General features: G+C 45.3%; 14 protein-coding genes. 11 read left to right on the plus strand and 3 right to left on the minus strand.

Annotated features, from left to right (window positions below):
* Window positions 1–74 precede the first annotated feature (74 nt).
* The 4 genes from DS742_RS09275 to DS742_RS09290 all read left to right on the plus strand — a co-directional run bounded on the left by DS742_RS09275 (window position 75) and on the right by DS742_RS09290 (window position 7789).
* The gene (locus DS742_RS09275) at window positions 75–2696 is read left to right on the plus strand and encodes an exo-rhamnogalacturonan lyase family protein (protein WP_117416714.1); all 2622 of its coding nucleotides are present in this window, start codon (window positions 75–77) and stop codon (window positions 2694–2696) included.
* A gap of 63 nt (window positions 2697–2759) precedes the next feature.
* The gene (locus DS742_RS09280; RefSeq protein ID WP_117416715.1) at window positions 2760–5888 is read left to right on the plus strand and encodes a rhamnogalacturonan lyase family protein; all 3129 of its coding nucleotides are present in this window, start codon (window positions 2760–2762) and stop codon (window positions 5886–5888) included.
* Window positions 5889–5933: 45 nt separating this feature from the next.
* A complete protein-coding gene (locus tag DS742_RS09285; RefSeq protein ID WP_117416716.1) occupies window positions 5934–6983 on the plus strand; it encodes a glycoside hydrolase family 88/105 protein in 1050 nt (349 codons plus the stop codon).
* Entirely contained in the window at window positions 6980–7789 is an 810-nt protein-coding gene (locus DS742_RS09290; RefSeq protein WP_117416717.1) for a polysaccharide deacetylase family protein, read from the plus strand. Before DS742_RS09285 ends, DS742_RS09290 begins: the two co-directional genes overlap by 4 nt.
* A 13-nt stretch (window positions 7790–7802) precedes the next feature.
* Here DS742_RS09290 and DS742_RS09295 read toward each other — a convergent pair whose 3' ends face one another.
* On the minus strand, window positions 7803–8366 hold the full coding sequence (locus DS742_RS09295) for a manganese efflux pump MntP (protein WP_117416718.1): 564 nt from the start codon (window positions 8364–8366) through the stop codon (window positions 7803–7805).
* Between the two features lie 522 nt (window positions 8367–8888).
* Between DS742_RS09295 and DS742_RS09300 the strand changes: the two genes are divergently transcribed.
* The 7 genes from DS742_RS09300 to DS742_RS09330 all read left to right on the plus strand — a co-directional run bounded on the left by DS742_RS09300 (window position 8889) and on the right by DS742_RS09330 (window position 17158).
* Complete coding sequence (locus DS742_RS09300; protein WP_117416719.1) at window positions 8889–9323, plus strand: MarR family winged helix-turn-helix transcriptional regulator; 435 nt, start codon at window positions 8889–8891, stop codon at window positions 9321–9323.
* Between the two features lie 13 nt (window positions 9324–9336).
* A complete protein-coding gene (locus DS742_RS09305; protein ID WP_117416720.1) occupies window positions 9337–10764 on the plus strand; it encodes an MFS transporter in 1428 nt (475 codons plus the stop codon).
* Window positions 10765–11245: 481 nt separating this feature from the next.
* Window positions 11246–12577, plus strand: a complete 1332-nt coding sequence (gene aspS, locus DS742_RS09310; RefSeq protein ID WP_117416721.1) for an aspartate--tRNA(Asn) ligase — start codon at window positions 11246–11248, stop codon at window positions 12575–12577.
* Window positions 12578–12604: 27 nt separating this feature from the next.
* Window positions 12605–12898 (plus strand): Asp-tRNA(Asn)/Glu-tRNA(Gln) amidotransferase subunit GatC, encoded by a 294-nt coding sequence (gene gatC / locus DS742_RS09315; protein ID WP_117416722.1) that lies wholly within the window; start codon window positions 12605–12607, stop codon window positions 12896–12898.
* An 11-nt stretch (window positions 12899–12909) separates the two neighbouring features.
* Window positions 12910–14406, plus strand: a complete 1497-nt coding sequence (gatA, locus tag DS742_RS09320) for an Asp-tRNA(Asn)/Glu-tRNA(Gln) amidotransferase subunit GatA (RefSeq protein ID WP_117416723.1) — start codon at window positions 12910–12912, stop codon at window positions 14404–14406.
* On the plus strand, window positions 14407–15840 hold the full coding sequence (gatB, locus tag DS742_RS09325) for an Asp-tRNA(Asn)/Glu-tRNA(Gln) amidotransferase subunit GatB (RefSeq protein WP_117416724.1): 1434 nt from the start codon (window positions 14407–14409) through the stop codon (window positions 15838–15840). It abuts the gene before it with no gap.
* Between the two features lie 28 nt (window positions 15841–15868).
* Entirely contained in the window at window positions 15869–17158 is a 1290-nt protein-coding gene (locus DS742_RS09330) for an aspartate aminotransferase type Ic (protein ID WP_117416725.1), read from the plus strand.
* Window positions 17159–17228: 70 nt separating this feature from the next.
* Here the strand turns inward: DS742_RS09330 and DS742_RS09335 are convergent, their stop codons facing one another.
* Both DS742_RS09335 and DS742_RS29995 read right to left on the minus strand, forming a co-directional pair.
* Entirely contained in the window at window positions 17229–18107 is an 879-nt protein-coding gene (locus DS742_RS09335) for a LysR family transcriptional regulator (RefSeq protein ID WP_117416726.1), read from the minus strand.
* Window positions 18108–18735: 628 nt separating this feature from the next.
* The gene (locus DS742_RS29995) at window positions 18736–18834 is read right to left on the minus strand and encodes a helix-turn-helix domain-containing protein (protein WP_367575497.1); all 99 of its coding nucleotides are present in this window, start codon (window positions 18832–18834) and stop codon (window positions 18736–18738) included.
* Window positions 18835–18918: the final 84 nt, after the last annotated feature.

Here is an 18918-nt window from a genome sequence, read left to right on the forward strand (position 1 = left end):
GATACAAAAGGCTTCAGGCGTGTGATAACGGTTGAAGCCTTTTATGCAGCAGGATTTTTAGGAGGCAGATTGATATGATATTACATAGCCTGGGAGACAGAAGGCTGACGGGATATACAACCTGGGGTTGTTTGTGGGAGAAAGGAAGCTGTACCAAAGAAACGGAGTATCAGTTAAAAAACAGGCAGAAAGATAATCTTCCGATGCAGAGCCGGATTACAGCCTGGTGGCCCGATGGTTCCGTAAAATGGACCGCTCATACGGCGGATGCCGCCCTTTTGGGAAAGGAGATTGAAGTCGTGCCCGGACCTCCTTCTCAAGTAAAGCAGAAGATCCAGGTTCTGAAAAAAGACGGTTTTATGGAGATTCTTGCCGGGAGCATGAAGGTGAAAATTGCCTGTGACGGCATGAAGCTGATCGATTCTATTTATTTTCATGAAAAAAAGCTTCTTATAAATGGCAGAACAGTATTGCTTTTGGAGGAACCTTCCGTCTGGAACGGCAATTCTGTCAAAATTAAAAAGGAATATGATTCCAGGATTACCCAACTGTCAGTGGAGGAGGAAGGGGCATTACAGGTTATTATAAAATATACCGGTTATCACGAATCAGCTGTCGGAGACCAAAAGATTCCGTTTGTCATCCGTATGAAAGTCGGTTTTGACAGCCCGCGTATTGATTTTATACATACATTTTTATATGACGGTGATGAAGAGAAAGATTTTTTGAAAGGAATCGGGATTCGCTTTCAATCTCCTTTAGAGGGGAAGATATATAACCGGCATGTAAAATTCATGGGAGACCATGGCGTGTTCCATGAAAGCATGGCCCAGCTTCTGTCATGGAGGCCGAAGGTTTCACAGGAAATTTATGAAAAGCAGATCAGGGGAGAAAGGCTGGAGCTTACCGGAAGTGATAAAGAGACAGTGGACACAGTACTCAAAGACATGCCGTTTTGGAGTGAATATGATTTATGCCAGGACAGTGCAAACCACTTCTGCATCAAAAAGAAAATAAAGGATGAAAACTGCTGCTATCTGGACTGTCTACACGGAAAAAGGACAGAGGGAGCAGCCGCATTGGGATCAGAGCATGGCTCGGTATTGTTTTCAATCAGGGATTTTTGGGAAAAGTATCCGTCAGGTTATACGTTCCGGAATCTGGATGGGGATATGGCGGAGACTGTCATGTGGCTGTGGTCTCCCGGTGCGGAGGCCATGGACTTCCGCCACTATGCAAACCGGGGCTATAACCAGGTATATTACGAGGGATATGATTATAAAGGCGCCACACCTTATGGAATCGCCTGTACCAGCGAATGCTCTGTCATGTTATCGGAGGAGATGATTCCAAAAGACCAGGAACTGGCGGAATTTGCTGAATCAGTGAAACGGCCTGTTCAGTATTTGGGAACCCCGGAATATTATCATGAGAGGAAGGCATTTGGATACTGGTCCCTGCCGCAGCAAAATACGCAGATGGAATGCTGGCTGGAGGATCAGCTTGATATGGCCGTTGATTTTTACCGGAATGAAGTGGATCAGAGAAACTGGTATGGGCTGTTTAATTATGGTGATTTCATGCATACCTATGACAGGGAGCGCCATCAGTGGCGGTATGATATGGGCGGATATGCCTGGGACAATACGGAACTGGTTCCCACTCTCTGGTTATGGTATGCATTCATGAGAACAGGCCGGGAAGATATCTTTGTCCTGGCTGAGAAACTGTCAAGACATGCTTCCGAGGTAGATGTGTACCATATGGGCAGATACAAGGGACTGGGTTCCCGCCATAATGTCAGGCACTGGGGCTGTCCCTGCAAGGAGGCACGGATTGCCATGGCGGCCCATCACCGGTTTTATTATTATCTGACCGGAGACCGGCGGATGGAAGATATATTTGAAGAATTAAAGGATAATGAAATAACTTTTTTAAATAAGGACCCCCTGGGTGATTTTTATGACAAGGAGAAAATGGTTTATCCGGCTCATGCCAGAACCGGGCCGGACTGGTCTTCTCTGTGTGCAAACTGGCTGACTGAGTGGGAGCGGTTTGACAATAAGAAATACAGAGATAAGATTCTGACGGGAATCCGGGATATTAAAAAGGCGCCGTTAAAGCTGATATCAGGTCCTGATTTTGAATTTAATCCGGCTGATGCCCATCTGCGTTATATCGGAGAGAGGGCGTCAGGAGGAACCCACCTTCAAATCTGCATGGGAGCACCTGAGGTATGGATGGAATTATCCGACTTAATTGAGGATGAGGAATGGAAGCGGATGCTGGCGGATTACGGCAGGTTTTATTATCTGCCCCGGCAGCAGCAGATGGAAGAGTCAGACGGCATCATAGGCAGCAGGGAATTCAGTCTTCCTTTTATGGCGGCCGCTATGGGAGCCTATGGGGCCTGGTATCTGGAAGATCAGGTGCTGGCAGAAAGAACGTGGCGGTATCTCCTCCATGCTTCCATCAGCCAGGGAAACCATGACGGATTTAAAATTCTTACCGTTTCCAATCAGGGAAATCAAAAAAATCTGAAAGAGATTCCATGGATATCTACGAATTTTACTGCACAGTGGTGCTTAAATGTGATTGTTGTTCTTGAATTTATCCGCAGTTATCTTCCAAAAACACTGAAGGAAGGGGATGAACTGGTAGAAACCATGCCGGAGGAAACGTTCCATAAGGCATAATAAAAGATGATCCGTATCTGCTTATAAAAGAAGCTTTGTTTAGCCAGAAAAATGGAGGGAAACATGATCAGGACAGAAGAGATATCGAACCAGGAGGTGACGGTTTCCTGGGACCGGCTGGAGGGAGCGGAAGTTTACCGTGTCTATTGGTCCGACCGGGATACAGAACTGGAGAATTACCGGTTTATGGAGGAGATATCCGCAGATAACACGCTGCGGTTTACCCTTTATAAATCTACCCATATTCCTCATTATATCAGAATCTGCGCAGTGAAATCGGACAGCACGATCTATGAGGAGGTGTATGTTACATCTGTTCACTATATAAAACGGGAACAGCTGGAGACACTTAACCGAGGGCTGACTGCTGTCAGGACAAAGAACGGAGTATTTTTAAGCTGGAGATTGTTTTTAACAGAAGTTACCGGTTACAAAAACGGTGGTTTGACCGGAGTTTATTTTCATCTCTATCGGAATGGAACGGAAATTGCAAAAGTGATAGACTGTACAAACTATCTGGATCCGGAGGGGGATGCACAATCAGAATATGGAGTGGCTCCTGCGATAAACGGGATCGAATACGATGCCTGCCCGCCCGTAAAGGTGTGGGATAAGGAGTATCTGGACATCCCGCTTAAGAAGCCGGAGCCGGGCGTGACACCTTCCGGGGAAGCCTTTACCTATTCCGCTAACGATATGTCCGTTGCAGATGTGGATGGAGACGGGGAATATGAATATATCGTAAAATGGGATCCTTCCAATTCCCATGATGTTTCCATAAAAGGCTATACAGGCCGCTGTTATATAGACTGCTATAAACTGGATGGAACCCTTTTATGGCGGCTCGATATGGGGCCCAACATTCGGGCAGGAGCGCATTATACTCAGTTTATGTGCTTCGACTTCAATGGAGACGGGAAGGCTGAAATGGCGGTGAAAACCGCACCGGGTACCAGAATGACGGTCTATGGGCCGGATGGGAAGCCTGCAGAGGAATTCTTTATCACCATGCCGGAGGAGGACTTAGAACAGGGATATAGCCATGAACATTCCTATGTGTGCAGCTTTAAGAGTTACCGGAAGCATTTAACGGAAGTGTTCCGTTCATGGAACGATCATCCGGAAGTGAAGGCAGGTCATTGGCCGGAAAGCCTGGAGCAGTGCTTTGGCATCCCCGGGAAGTATACTTACCCATTAAGCCAGGAAGATTCAGAATGTCTGACAGATTATTTCCTGGATATTTATGCACCATCCAGGAGCCCTAAAAATAATCTGCGGGAGTTCGAGGGCTTCATCTTTGAAGGGCCGGAGTACCTGACTATGTTCGGGGGAGACGGGAAAGAGCTTCAGACGATTCCATTTCCATTTGAAAGGGTGGATGACGGTCTTCTCTGGGGCGATTATGCCATGAACCGGATCGAACCCTGCAACCGGGTGGACCGGTTTTTGTCTGCAGTGGCCTATCTGGACGGAAAGCGGCCTTATCTGGTGGTCTGCCGCGGTTATTATACCAGAGCTGCAATTGCTGCTTACGATTTTTTTGATAACTGCTTTCACGAGACCTGGTCCGTGGACAGCGGATTTGTGCCCATGAAGAATCCATTCTGCGACAATCCCCATGATTTATGCGGAACTGATCCGGTTTACGGAGAACTGGCAGGCCAGGGGAATCATTCCGTTTCCTCCGCCGATGTGGATGGGGATGGCTGTATGGAGATCCTATACGGGGCCGCCTGTATCGATCACGATGGAAGCCTGCTTTACAGCTCCAGGGATAAGCTTCCGGACGGCAGCACCGCAAAGCTGGGACACGGAGATGCCATGCACGTGGCGGATATCGATCCGGACCGGCCGGGCTATGAGATATTTAACGTATTTGAAGGGGCAGACCATGCACCTTACGGTTATGCCCTCAGGGATGCGCAGTCAGGAAAAGTCCTGTTCGGAGAGTATGCTAACAAAGATTTAGGCCGGTGCATGATCGGCGATGTGGTTCCCGGTGTGCGGGGGCTGCAGTGCTGGGTCAACGGAGTGGGGACGTATGACTGCCATGGAAAGCTTCTTAAAAAAGAAACATTAGGCAGCAACATGTCCATTCGGTGGGCAGGCGATCTGACCACACAGATCACGGATGGGGCGGACTATTTAAGCCAGAAGCCAGCAGGAGTGATCAATGATTTTACTCATGGAATCATGCTGCGGCCGGAAAACACCCTGACCAACAACGGGACCAAAGGAAATCCCTGTCTGACAGCTGATATCTTCGGAGATTTCAGGGAAGAGATCCTTCTTCGGACGGAGGACAGCTCGGCAATCCGCATTTATACCAATACGGAGCCGACGGATCACAAGCTGTTTACCCTGATGCATGATGTCCAGTACCGGTGCGGCGTAGCATGGCAGAACAACTGCTACAACCAGCCGTGCTATCCGGAATTTTACTATGCTTCCGACATGGAATTTAACAGGGTCCTTCCTTATATGAACCGGAAACCTGTTATCTATCTGGCGGGTGATTCGATTACACAGACCGGAGGGGAAGAAGACAGACCCGGATACGGACTTGGAGAAATGCTTCTAAAGCATCTGGATGAAGGAAACTGCTATGAGGCTTATCACAGGGAGGACTGTCCCTTTAAACAGGAAATGCGGTATGAAAGCCGCCATTTGATTGTGGATAACTGCGCCATGTCCGGCAGATCAACCAGGACTTTTCTGGAAGAAGGACGCCTGGAGGATATCCGGAGCCATATCAGGGAAGGAGATTATCTTTTTATTCAGTTCGGCCACAACGATGCATCTGCCTCCAGGGCAGAACGATATGTTCCGGTTTCTGATTTTCCTTTGTATCTGAAGCATTTTACAGATGCAGCCAGAAAAGGGGGCGCGGTTCCGGTTCTGATTTCTCCGGTCAGCTTATGTCCGTGCAAAGAGAACCAGAAAGGAGAGAAGGAGGAGATTGCCCGTCTTCTGCCAGGTTACTCCCGTCAGATGGAGGATTTTGCAAAGAAAGAGGGAATCCTTTATATAGATATGAACCGTCTGACGAAACAGCATTGTGAAACAGCAGGCGAAACGGATTCAAGAAGACTATACATTCCCGATCTGGTACATTTGAGCAGGGCAGGGGCAGATTGTTATGCCCGATTATTGGCAAATGAAGGGAAAACACTTATAATAGATAAAAAATAAATCAAATTAACCGGCAGAAACCGGAGAAGGAAGGCGGATTGTAAGATGGGTAGGATTCATTATGACAGGGACAGGGTGGAAGAAACCATGGACCGCATTGTGGAACGTACAAAACGGATGGATATGTCCTGGGACTGGCCCTGCGGCGTCGCATATTATGGACTTGCAGAAGCTTATGAGGTAACGAAAAAGGAAGGCTATCTGGAATTTTTAAAAGAACGGGTGGATGAACTGATTGAACTGGGACTTCCAGCCTGGACCGTGAATACCTGTGCCATGGGACATTGCCTTATAACATTATACCAGGCTACCGGGGAAGAACAATACATGGACATCATCCGCTCCAAGACGGAATATTTAAGGAAGGATGCCCTGCGTTTCGGCGACCATGTGCTGCAGCATACGGTTTCCGCCAACAACGATTTTCCGGAGCAGTGCTGGGCAGATACTCTGTTTATGGCAGCATTTTTTCTGTTACGGGTGGGTGTTATGACAAAGGACGAGGAATTGACAGGCGATGCTTTAAACCAGTATTACTGGCATATCCAGTATCTTCAGGATGAAAATACCGGATTATGGTATCATGGCTACAACAATATTACAAAGGACCATATGTCGGGATTTTACTGGGGAAGGGCTAACTGCTGGGCAGCTTATACCATGAGCAAGGTAGGGCTGATTCTGCCGGAGTGCTACCTCTATCCCCAGTACCTGGAAATTGTGGGAAGCTTAAATGAACAGCTTTCCGCATTAAAGCTTCTGCAGACGGAGAAAGGCCTGTGGAGGACCATCTTAAATGATGGCGAATCCTATGAGGAGCTATCCGCTTCTGCCGGTATCGCTGCAGCCATGACCTTAAAAGGGAATCCGCTCCATATCAAATACATAGAAAAATCCATTGAGGGTGTATTGGCCCATGTGGCTGCTGATGGCAGAGTTACGGAGGTTTCGGGCGGAACCGCAGTCATGAAGGACCGTGACGGATACCGGAATATATCAAAAAAATGGATTCAGGGCTGGGGACAGGGCATGGCTCTTGCATTCCTTGCCGCAGTTCTGAATTATGATAACATTGCAGGGGATGGTGCATTATGATTAATCAATTGAAAAGAATTTATACCTGCTTTCCGGGAGGGAAGCATAAGGTTCTTACCATGAGTTATGACGATGGTAAGATTGAGGACCGGAAACTTATTAAAATTTTTAATCAATACGGCATAAAAGGAACTTTTCATTTAAATTCCGGACTTATTGAGGATGAAAACCGGATAAAACCGGAGGAATGGAAAGAATTATACAGAGGACATGAGATCTCCTGTCATACGGTACTCCATCCTACGATTGCCAGGAGTCCCCTTCCTCAGGTGGCCCTTCAGGTGCTGGAGGACAGGAGGGCGTTAGAGAAGGCAGCAGGCTGCCCGGTACGGGGAATGTCTTATCCCAATGGTTCGTATACACAGGAAATTGTGGATATGCTTCCAGGCCTGGGAATTGAATACTGCAGAGTGGTTGGAAGCACGGATGATTTTAACATGCCGGAAAACTATCTAACATGGAAATCCACCTGCCACCATAACCACAATCTGCTGGAAAATGGAAAACGCTTCATTGCGCTTAATAAAACCCAATATCTTTATTTGATGTATGTATGGGGGCACAGCTATGAATTTCCCAGAGATGACAACTGGGGGCTTATGGAAGAATTCTGCCGTATGGCAGGGCAGCGCGAGGATACCTGGTATGCAACAAATATTGAGATTGTTGATTATATGAATGCGGCAGCTGCCCTTAAGTATACCGTTGACGGAGACCTTGTGTACAATCCATCAGCAAAGGCTGTCTGGATCAGTGTGGATGGAACGATTGTGAAAGTGCCTGGCGGAGGCCAGATCATGATTTGATTTTTGGCTTTTGTTACATTCCAAAGAGATGCTGGAGCAGAATTTTGATTCCCATCAGTATGAGAATGACTCCGCCGGCGAATTCCGCTTTTGATTTAAAGCGTGTACCGAAAACATTTCCCACCTTTATTCCGGCAACAGAGAGAGTAAAGGTGGTCACTCCGATAAAGGAAACCGCAGGAATGATCTGAACTTTTAAAAATGCAAAGGTTACGCCAACAGCCAGTGCGTCGATGCTGGTTGCAATGGCAAGCATAAACATATTTTTAGGTTCCAGAGAACAGTCCGTGCATTCCACTTCATCGTTGCTGAACGATTCCTTGATCATATTTATGCCTATAATTCCCAGAAGCAAAAAGGCAATCCAGTGATCGTAGGAGGTAATGGCTTCCTTGAACTGGGACCCCAGCAGGTAACCAATGACCGGCATTCCCGCCTGGAAACCTCCGAAGTATAACCCGGCGATAACTGCATTTCGCCAGTTCATCCGGGGCATGCAAAGACCTTTGCAGATGGAAACGGCAAACGCATCCATGGACAGCCCCACCGCAATGATGAACAACTCTGGTAATGACATGTGATATTCCTCCTGTGTATGTGCTTTATTACTATATGTTGAGAGGAAGCAGATAATAAAAGAGACTTATCTGTGTGTACGAAAAAAACACACAGATAAGTCTCATCTTTTTGCGTCGAAAGCAAATTAGCAAAGCCAGACAGAAAATTCTGTCAGTATGTTGACTTTGCAGGCACCTGATCTGACCCGGACAGGTGCTGACTACTCCCTCATCTTTTGCCTATTCTAACGGATGCGAGTGATTCTGTCAAGAAGAAATCAGATTGATATCTTTACGTTCCTGGCATACGGCGTATTTTACCGCTCATTTTTAAATCTGAATGAAGGAAAATACCTTTTATTCAAAGAAGAAGTGGAGCGGAGAGGGTTAATAATCCAGATTTAAAAGCTATTTGTAACATACATAAGAAGTTCTAAAAAAAGACTTGTATCGGCGATACCTGTCTTTTTTTGAAATTGATAGTTGACTAATCAACTAAATCCTGATAATATAAAATTTTAAATTGGAAAGGTGGTAAGAGAATGGGGAATGAACCAGTGAATCTGCTGATGATAAATAGTAAAATATATAGAAATACGCAGAGTTACTTAGACAAAGCATTGAAAATATATGATCTGAGCAGCGGGTCTTTTCGCTATTTATTTATACTGGAAAAAAATGAAGGGTTATGTCAGAGCCGGATCAGTGAACTGATTGGTCACGATAAGGCGATGTCTGCCAGAACGATCAACAGGCTGACAGAGCTTGGTTATGTAGTCAGAATAGAAGATCAGCTGGACAGCAGGGCATATAAGCTGTTTCTGACTGATAAAGCAAGGCTGATTCTTCCTGAAATCAAAGAGGAAATAAAAAATTTAACAGGACTTATTACGGAGGATCTGACGGAAGAGGAAAAAGAAATTACCTTATCTTCGCTGGTTAAAATTCTGAATAAAGCGCTTGAACTTAACACATAAGAAGGGATTTAACATGGAAAAAGTGAGGAAACATAATAAATGGTCGGTATTAATTATTGTTGTATTATCGACCTTCATGTCAACGTTGGACAGCAGCATCGTCAATGTGGCTCTGCCGCGTATGGCAGATACTTTAGGAGTCACGACAGCAAGTATCCAGTTCGTCGCTACAAGCTATCTAATCGTGATATCGGGCACTGTTCTGATTTTTGGAAAGCTGGGAGATATGTTTGGCAAAACCAGAATGTTCACACTGGGCATTATGGTGTTTACCATTGGTTCTCTGCTGTGCGGACTGTCACATTCCTATTGGTTTTTAATCGTGGCGCGAGCCGTTCAGGCAATCGGGGCAGCCGGCACCATGGCAAACAACCAGGGAATTATAACCGAAGTATTTCCCGTTCAGGAGAGAGGAAAAGCACTTGGACTTCTTGGAACGGCAGTCGCACTGGGTTCTCTGGTGGGTCCCGGACTTGGAGGTATGATTGTAGGAGTCTTAAGCTGGGAAACTATTTTTACCATTAATGTTCCAATAGGAATTATTGCAGTTGCAGGAGCATTCTGCCTGCTGCCAAAAACAAAGGCAAAGGCCAATGGAAAAATGGATTTATACGGAGCTGTTTTATTCATTGTGACTATTGTATCTTTATTTGGTGCACTGAGTGAAGGACTGAATCTTGGATTCGGACATCCCCTTATTTTAACAGGATTCTTGGTTGCAGCAGTTTGTTTTGCAGTATTCCTGTTAGTAGAAAAGAAACGGAAAGATCCCATGATACAGCTGGATATTTTTAAAAACGGCCTGTTTTCCTTGAGCATTTTCTGCGGTTTTATCAGCTTTGTTGCCATGTTCTGCAACAATATCATACTACCTTTTTATTTACAGGATGTCATGAATTATCCGCCTCAGAAGGCAGGGTTTATTATGATGGCCTATCCGCTTATACTAATGGTTGCAGCACCTGTGAGCGGCCATCTTTCTGACAAAACAGGCTCTGAAGTTCTCACCTTTATAGGACTTGTTTTTACCAGCATCGGCCTGTTTTCCATGTCCTTTTTAAATGAGAATTCAGCTGTAATTACTATGGTCTCCTTTATCGGAATTATGTCAGTTGGAATGGGTCTGTTTCAGTCTCCCAATAATTCCCTTATTATGTCTACCGTATCCCGTGATAAGCTTGGAGTGGCAGGAAGCATCAATGCACTTGTGAGAAATGTGGGTATGGTATGCGGAATTGCCCTTGCCACAACACTTCTCTATGGTATGATGAGCAGCCGGCTGGGAATCCGTGTAACGGACTATATTCCTGGGAGAAGTGATGCATTTTTATATGGCATGAATATTGTGTATATCACGGCATCTGTCATCTGTATAATTGGGGCTGTTTTAACATTTTTCAGATTAAAGAAAAAGAATTTAGCAGCCATGGCCGGGAAATAAATTATAAAAAAATATTGCAACACGAAAAAGATTGTGATATTATAAGTGAAATTCATTGTAGTGAAGTGTTGAACTGTTTAAAAAAGTTGAAAACAGGGCAGGATGAAGCTACAGAATGAAATCAATACTTAAAAAGGCAGAGAAGGAGACTCTGGCCTATGGATCCGGACAGGAAGATTGCGTCACCGACTGAGAGCGCTTTCACGAGAGACTTGGCTATGGGAACACTCCGGAGCCGATAGATCGAAGCGGCTGGTACTAACTGAGTTTTGTACCGGTGACATGAGTAGGTTTATCCGTATACATGCGTTAAATGTTTGAGTGGAGATATCTTATCTCAATGCGGGTGGTACCGCGGGAGCTTATGCCATAGTAATCCCGTCCCGGAATATGTAACTGTATTCCGGGACGGGATATTTTATTGTCATAAAATATTTCTCCGGAATCAAAGCAATTCCATTCAGGTAAGGAGAAAACAGTCATGGAATTTATCAGTGGTGTAAAACAGAAAGAAACAATGGGAATCCAGGAAATTATATCTGGTGATTATGCAGGAAAAACTGTCAGGATGGAAGGAAGTGTCCATACCATTCGTGACATGGGTGAAGTGGCTTTTATCATTTTGCGGAAAGCCGAAGGACTGGTGCAGTGCGTATTCGAAGAAGGAAAGACTGCTTTCGATTTAAGCCAGTTAAAGGAAGAGTCTGCAATCCGTGTTACCGGTTTGGTAAGCGGCGAGGAGCGGGCTCCTCATGGATTTGAAATCAGGCTTCAGGAAATAACCGTGCTGTCACAGCCGGCAGAAGTGCTTCCCATCGCCATCAGCAAATGGAAGTTAAAAACTTCTCTGGAGACGAAGCTGGGTCTGCGTCCGATCACCTTGCGCAATCCGATGGAACGTGCAAAATTCCGCATTCAGGAAGGAATTGTAAGAGGCTTCCGGGATTTTCTTCATTCCCAGAATTTTACCGAAATCCGTACACCAAAGATTGTAGCCCGGGGCGCAGAAGGCGGATCCAACGTATTTAAACTGGATTATTTTAATAAAAAAGCAGAGCTGGGTCAGAGCCCGCAGTTCTATAAGCAGACCATGGTTGGCGTATATGACCGGGTATTTGAAGTCGCTCCGGTTTTCCGCGCAGAGAAACACAATACAACCAGACATTTGAATGAATATACCAGCATGGATTTTGAAATGGGATATATCGACAGCTTTGAGGAAATCATGGAAATGGAAACAGCCATGCTCCAGTATGTATTTGAGCTGCTTTGTGAAGAGTATGCACAGGAACTAGCCATGTTAAAGATCAGCCTTCCTGATGTAACAAACATTCCTCAGGTCCGTTTTGACAAGGCCAAAGAGCTGGTATCTGAAAAATATAACAGAAAGATTAAAAACCCCTATGATTTAGAACCGGAGGAGGAAGTTTTAATCGGCCGGTACTTTAAAGAAGAGTATGGCAGCGACTTCGTATTTGTCACTCATTATCCTTCCAAAAAGCGCCCGTTCTATGCCATGGATGATCCGGCAGATTCCAAATTCACCTTAAGCTTCGATTTACTCTTTAAGGGACTTGAGATCACAACCGGAGGACAGAGAATCCATGATTATGACACCATCATTAAAAAGATGGAGTCAAGAGGAATGAATCCGGAAGACATCTCTTCCTATTTAATGATATTTAAGTATGGAATGCCTCCTCACGGCGGTCTGGGAATCGGTCTGGAACGTCTGACCATGCGACTTCTTGACGAGTCAAACGTCAGAGAGACCACATTGTTCCCAAGAGATGTTACAAGGCTGGAACCGTAACAGAAAGCAGAAAGGAGACAAAAAGAAATGGCACACATCATTGATGATGAAACAATTGAGTATGTAGGCATTCTTGCAAAGCTGGAACTTGATGATGCAGATAAGGAAGCGGCAAAAAAGGATATGGGCCGTATGCTTGATTATATTGATAAATTAAACGAACTTGACACAGATGGGGTGGAACCCATGTCACATGTATTTCCGGTATACAATGTATTCCGGGAAGATGTAGTGAAAAACGGAGACGACAGAGACCAGATCTTAAGGAATGCACCGGAAAGCAAAGATGGAGCGTTCAAAGTGCCGAAGACAGTGGAATAGGGGGAATTGAAATGACAGCAAGTGAAATATTGTCCCTCACAGCGGTACAGCTGGGGAAAAAAATAAAAGACGGAGAGGTTACCTCCATGGAGGCTGTAAAAGCCGTTTTGGGCCAGATTAAGGCTATGGAACCGGAACTAAACAGCTATGTAACCATTGACGAGGAAGGTGCATTAAAACAGGCAGAGGAGATTCAAAAACGCATTGAATCCGGAGAACTGACGGGTCCTCTTGCCGGTGTTCCGGCAGCAGTAAAGGATAATATCTGCATCGAGGGACTGAAAACCACCTGCAGCTCTAAAATACTTTCTGATTTTGTACCCACGTATACGGCAAAGGCTGTGGAGAACTTAAAACAGGCTGGAGCTGTGATCATCGGAAAGACCAACATGGATGAGTTTGCGATGGGAAGTACTACAGAAACCTCCGCATTTGGCGTTACCAGAAATCCCTGGAATCCGGAGCATGTTCCCGGCGGTTCTTCCGGCGGCTCCTGTGCCGCGGTTGCGGCTGCAGAGTGCTTTTTCGCTCTTGGCTCTGATACAGGCGGTTCCATCAGACAGCCGGCTTCCTTTTGCGGAGTTACGGGATTAAAGCCAACCTACGGCACCATATCCCGTTACGGTCTGATTGCTTACGGTTCCTCTCTGGATCAGATTGGACCGGTGGCGAAGGATGTGACAGACTGCGCGGCTATTCTTGAGGTTCTGGCTTCCCATGATGAAAAGGACAGCACTTCTGTGCAGCGGGAAGATCATGAGTTTACGAAGTACTTAACCGGTGAGGTAAAAGGCTTGAAGGTTGGTATTCCTGCAGATTATATGGGAAAAGGTCTTGATCCGGAAGTAAAAGAGGCTGTTTTAAAGGCTGCGAAGGTTCTGGAAGAAAAGGGAGCCGTCGTGGAGACCTTTGGTCTTGGCATGGTGGAATACGCCATTCCAGCCTATTATGTCATTGCATCTGCAGAAGCAAGTTCCAACCTCTCCCGTTTTGACGGTGTGAAATACGGCTACCGGGCGAAGGAATATACAGGTCTTCACGGCATGTATAAAAAGAGCCGTTCGGAAGGCTTCGGTCCGGAAGTAAAACGGCGGATTATGCTAGGTTCCTTTGTGCTCAGTTCCGGTTATTATGATGCATATTATTTGAAGGCTTTAAAGACAAAAGCGCTGATTAAGAAAGCCTTTGATGAGGCATTTTCCAAATATGATGTGATTTTAGGTCCTGCGGCACCGACGACAGCCCCAAGACTGGGCGAGAGCTTAAGCGATCCCTTAAAGATGTATCTTGGAGATATCTATACAATTTCTGTGAATTTAGCCGGACTTCCAGGTCTTTGCGTTCCCTTTGGAACGGATCAGAAGGGACTTCCCATCGGTGTTCAGCTGATTGCTGACTGCTTCCAGGAAAAGAATATCTTACGGGCTGGTTTTGCTGTGGAGCAGAGCAGAGCCTTCGAGATGCCTTCTCTGGCAGCAGAGGCAATGAAAGAAAAGGAGGAGAAGTAAATGAGCAAACAGTACGAAACAGTGATCGGTCTGGAAGTTCATGTTGAGCTTGCTACAAAAACAAAAATCTTCTGCTCCTGTTCCACGGAATTCGGCGGAGCGCCCAACACCCATACCTGTCCGGTCTGTACCGGTATGCCGGGTTCTCTTCCGGTTCTTAACAAACAGGTGGTGGAATACGCCCTTGCAGTCGGTCTTGCTGCTAACTGTCAGATCAACCAGAATTGCAAATTTGACCGGAAGAATTATTTTTATCCCGACAATCCCCAGAACTATCAGATTTCCCAGCTTTATCTGCCGATCTGCCACGACGGATATGTGGAGATTGATACAGCAGCAGGAAAGAAGAAGGTGGGAATTCACGAGATCCACATGGAAGAGGATGCAGGTAAGCTGATTCACGATGAATGGGAGGACTGCTCCTTAGTTGACTTTAACCGAAGCGGAGTTCCCCTGATTGAGATCGTTTCCGAGCCGGATATGAGAAGTGCGGATGAGGTAATTGCTTATTTAGAGAAGCTGCGTTTAATGATTCAGTACTTAGGCGCCTCAGACTGCAAGCTGCAGGAGGGTTCCATGAGAGCTGATGTGAACTTATCGGTAAGAGAAGCAGGTGCCTCCCAGTTCGGAACCAGAACAGAGATGAAGAATTTAAACTCCTTTAAAGCCATAGCCCGTGCGATTGAAGGCGAAAGAAAGCGCCAGATCGAGCTGATTGAAGAGGGGAAGGCAGTTGTTCAGGAAACAAGGCGATGGGATGACAACAAGGAATCCTCCCATGCCATGCGTTCCAAAGAGGATGCCAAGGATTACCGTTATTTTCCGGATCCCGATCTGCCGCCCATCTCTATCAGTGATGAATGGATACAGAGTATAAGGGAGAAACAGCCGGAGCTGCGGACGGAAAAAATGGCAAGGTATCAGGAAGAATATAATCTTTCTGAATATGATGCAGATATTATCACCGGATCCAAGCATATGGCAGATATATTTGAAGAGGTTACATCCATCTGCCAGAAGCCGAAAGAAGCTGCAAACTGGCTGATGGTAGAGGGGATGAGACTGTTAAAAGAACATGAGATGGAAATGGAAAATATGACATTTTCTGCGGAAAATCTTGCAAAACTGATTATTTTAGTGGATAATGGAACCATTAACCGCACGGTTGCCAAGGAAGTGTTTGAGAAGATTTTCCTAAAGGATATAGATCCGGAGCGTTATGTCGAAGAGAAGGGACTGAAAGTAGTGAGCGATGAAGGCGCTCTTAAGTCCGCCATTGAGGCGATTCTTGCTGCAAATCCCCAGTCTGTGGAGGATTACCGGAACGGAAAAGAGAAAGCCATGGGCTTTCTGGTTGGTCAGACCATGCGTTCCATGAAAGGAAAGGCTGATCCGGGAGCGGTCAACAAAATCCTGAAGGAACTGTTAGGTTAAAGGAATCTTTATGAGGAGGAAGAAATCTATGAAGCCGTATGTTGAAATGACAAAGGAAGAGTTACAGGAGCTTAGAAAGGAACTTTCTGCACAGTATAAGGAGTTTCAGGGCAGAGACTTAAAGCTTGATATGTCCAGAGGAAAGCCAAGTGCCGAGCAGCTGGATATCTCCATGGGAATGATGGATGTGTTAAGCAGCAGCGATGATTTAACCTGTGATGACGGTACGGACTGCCGCAATTACGGTGTGCTTGACGGAATCAAGGAGGCAAAGGAACTTCTTGCCGATATGATGGAGGTTGCACCGGATCATATTATTATTTATGGCAACTCCAGCTTAAATGTAATGTATGACACCGTTTCCCGTTCCATGACTCACGGTGTTATGGGTAGCACTCCCTGGTGCAAGCTGGATAAAGTAAAATTCCTTTGTCCTGTGCCCGGATATGACAGACATTTCTCCATAACAGAATACTTTGGAATCGAGATGGTGAACGTTCCAATGACTTCAACCGGCCCGGATATGGATCTGGTAGAGCAGCTGGTGGCTTCAGACGATACCATCAAGGGTATCTGGTGTGTACCCAAGTACTCCAATCCTCAGGGTATTTCCTATTCTGATGAAACAGTACGCCGTTTTGCACGTTTAAAGCCGGCTGCAAGCGACTTCCGCATCTACTGGGATAATGCTTATACCATTCACCATTTATACGACAATGACCAGGATCATTTAATTGAAATTCTGGCTGAGTGCAAGAGAGCCGGAAATCCGGATATGGTTTATAAATTTGCTTCCACTTCAAAGGTAAGCTTCCCAGGTTCCGGAATTGCAGCCATAGCTGCCAGCGAGAACAATTTAACGGATATCATGAAGCAGTTAAAGATTCAGACAATCGGTCACGATAAAGTAAATCAGCTTCGTCATGTACGTTTCTTCAAGGACATTCATGGTATGGTTGAACATATGAGAAAGCACGCAGACATCATGAGACCCAAATTTGAAGCGGTCATTGAAACTCTGGAAAAAGAGTTAGGAGGTCTGGAAGTGGGAGAATGGACCAGTCCAAAAGGCGGATATTTTATATCCTTCGACTCTTTGGACGGCTGTGCAAAAACCATTGTTGCAAAATGCAAAAAAGCAGGTCTGATCATGACTGGTGCAGGAGCAACTTATCCATATGGTAAGGACCCTCATGACAATAACATTCGGATTGCACCGTCTTATCCGACTCTGCCGGATTTAAAGCAGGCAATGGAATTATTTGCACTTTGTGTTAAGCTCGTAAGCATTGACCACATTCTGGCTGAAAAAGCATAAAATAGAAAGCGCCGCACAAGTCCCCTCTTACGGGAGATGATGTGCGGCGTTTTTTTCAGTTGGATGAATATTAATCAAATAAAACCAGATTAATAAAAGCCTGAAAGGATTCTGTCTGAAATTTGTCTTTATGGAAAACCACATGGTTCATGCAGCTGATCTCCATATCTTTTACCTCTATTTCGAAAATATCCCCTTTTTTAATGGATTCATCGGCAAAGATTCTGGGAACAACGCCGATACCGATATTCTCTCTTGCTGCCTGCAGAATTACGTCGGAATTGGTACTGGTCCATAACGGTTCAGCAGATAAGTTATTCAGTGCCAGCGCACAGTCAAACGTATCCCTGATGGTACATCCGGTCTCTCTTAATAAAAGAGGTTCCTCAATCAGCCTGTCCAGTGATACGGGCTGGGCAGCCCGGTTTGCAAAGGGGTGGTTTGGAGAGCAGATTACTGCCATGGGATAGGAGGAGAATGGAATTTTCTCCAGCTGATCATCGGATACGACACCCTCTACAAGAGCCAGGTCCAGCTCATTCCTTAACAGCTTATTGATGATTTCTCCGGAGTTATCCACTGTAACCTTCAGCTGTATGTCAGGATTTGTCAGAGCGAAACGGGAAACAGCGTTTGGAAGTAAGTAGCTGGCCAGAGTCACACAGGAGCCCACCCGCAAAGGTGCCTGTAAGTGCAGGGAACCGGAATAGTTCTCCAGATCCTGATATAACTCCAGAAGAGGAATTACTTTGGATAAATAAAATTTTCCGTTTTCGTTAATCATCACTCTGCGGGATACACGGTCAAACAGGGGAGAACCAACGGATTCCTCCAGCTCGTTGATGGCATGAGAGATGGCGGGCTGAGTCATGGACAGCGCTTTTGCCGCTCCGGTGATGCTTCCTTCCTCACATACTGTTTTAAAGATTGTTAGATGTCGTAGATTCATGTTTATAGGTCCTTCCATTACCAGTGATTCATATGATAACTTTCATTATATCATTTTGATAATGGGTTGAACAGAGATTCTGAAAAAAAAGTCGATATTTATATGAGTTGTGGTGATTCTTTGATTGCTTTACATAGTAATAATAAGTACTGCGTGGCATTTCTGCCAATTGTAGTAATGCTGTCAGTTTATATATCTGCCTTAATTCTGTTATGACAGCTACTTTGTCGGTCTCTCTGATTTTTCCCGCTTTTGAATTAAGGCATTTAATTTTTTTAGGTATTCGTTCTCCAACCGGAGCTTTTGGACTTCAGCTATCAGGTCTTTTTCTGTTTGCTTGTCCAGTATTTTCTTTTTCGAATCATCTGATTTCATTCCAGAGCCCTTGCCACGGTTCTCTCTATAGAGTCCCTGTACCCCTTCCTCGTAATAGACACGGCTCCCATTTATCAACGACTCTGTGGCTTGGAATTAAAAACAATGAGGCAGCCTCAAGAGATGATATCTGATGTGTATGCATATATTCTACAACGTGTACCTTGAAATCACCAGTATAATTTCGATTCTTTTTTGTAATTCCTTCCACTCCGTTTTTGCGATACATACGGCCCCATTCCTTAATACTACTTCAGCTAATTCCAAGAGCTCGTTCTGTTTCACGAAAGGAATGTCCAGCAAGATAGTAATTAATGGCTCTTAATTTATCCTGTTCCGAATATTTACTCAAAAAAATACACCTCCAAATGTAAGATTTGTTTGTCTAACATTTGGGGTGCACTTCACGGTCTCGGGTGGATTTTCTATCTGATAA

This window comes from Lacrimispora amygdalina (genome assembly GCF_003432035.1).
Taxonomy (GTDB): domain Bacteria; phylum Bacillota; class Clostridia; order Lachnospirales; family Lachnospiraceae; genus Lacrimispora; species Lacrimispora amygdalina.

Excerpts from the sequence above, each read along its gene's own strand:
- DS742_RS09275 (WP_117416714.1), top strand. The coding sequence starts at position 75 with ATGATATTACATAGCCTGGGAGACAGAAGGCTGACGGGATATACAACC.
- DS742_RS09280 (WP_117416715.1), top strand. The coding sequence starts at position 2,760 with ATGATCAGGACAGAAGAGATATCGAACCAGGAGGTGACGGTTTCCTGG.
- DS742_RS09285 (WP_117416716.1), top strand. The coding sequence starts at position 5,934 with ATGGGTAGGATTCATTATGACAGGGACAGGGTGGAAGAAACCATGGAC.
- DS742_RS09290 (WP_117416717.1), top strand. The coding sequence starts at position 6,980 with ATGATTAATCAATTGAAAAGAATTTATACCTGCTTTCCGGGAGGGAAG.
- DS742_RS09295 (WP_117416718.1), bottom strand. The coding sequence starts at position 8,366 with ATGTCATTACCAGAGTTGTTCATCATTGCGGTGGGGCTGTCCATGGAT.
- DS742_RS09300 (WP_117416719.1), top strand. The coding sequence starts at position 8,889 with ATGGGGAATGAACCAGTGAATCTGCTGATGATAAATAGTAAAATATAT.
- DS742_RS09305 (WP_117416720.1), top strand. The coding sequence starts at position 9,337 with ATGGAAAAAGTGAGGAAACATAATAAATGGTCGGTATTAATTATTGTT.
- aspS (WP_117416721.1), top strand. The coding sequence starts at position 11,246 with ATGGAATTTATCAGTGGTGTAAAACAGAAAGAAACAATGGGAATCCAG.
- gatC (WP_117416722.1), top strand. The coding sequence starts at position 12,605 with ATGGCACACATCATTGATGATGAAACAATTGAGTATGTAGGCATTCTT.
- gatA (WP_117416723.1), top strand. The coding sequence starts at position 12,910 with ATGACAGCAAGTGAAATATTGTCCCTCACAGCGGTACAGCTGGGGAAA.
- gatB (WP_117416724.1), top strand. The coding sequence starts at position 14,407 with ATGAGCAAACAGTACGAAACAGTGATCGGTCTGGAAGTTCATGTTGAG.
- DS742_RS09330 (WP_117416725.1), top strand. The coding sequence starts at position 15,869 with ATGAAGCCGTATGTTGAAATGACAAAGGAAGAGTTACAGGAGCTTAGA.
- DS742_RS09335 (WP_117416726.1), bottom strand. The coding sequence starts at position 18,107 with ATGAATCTACGACATCTAACAATCTTTAAAACAGTATGTGAGGAAGGA.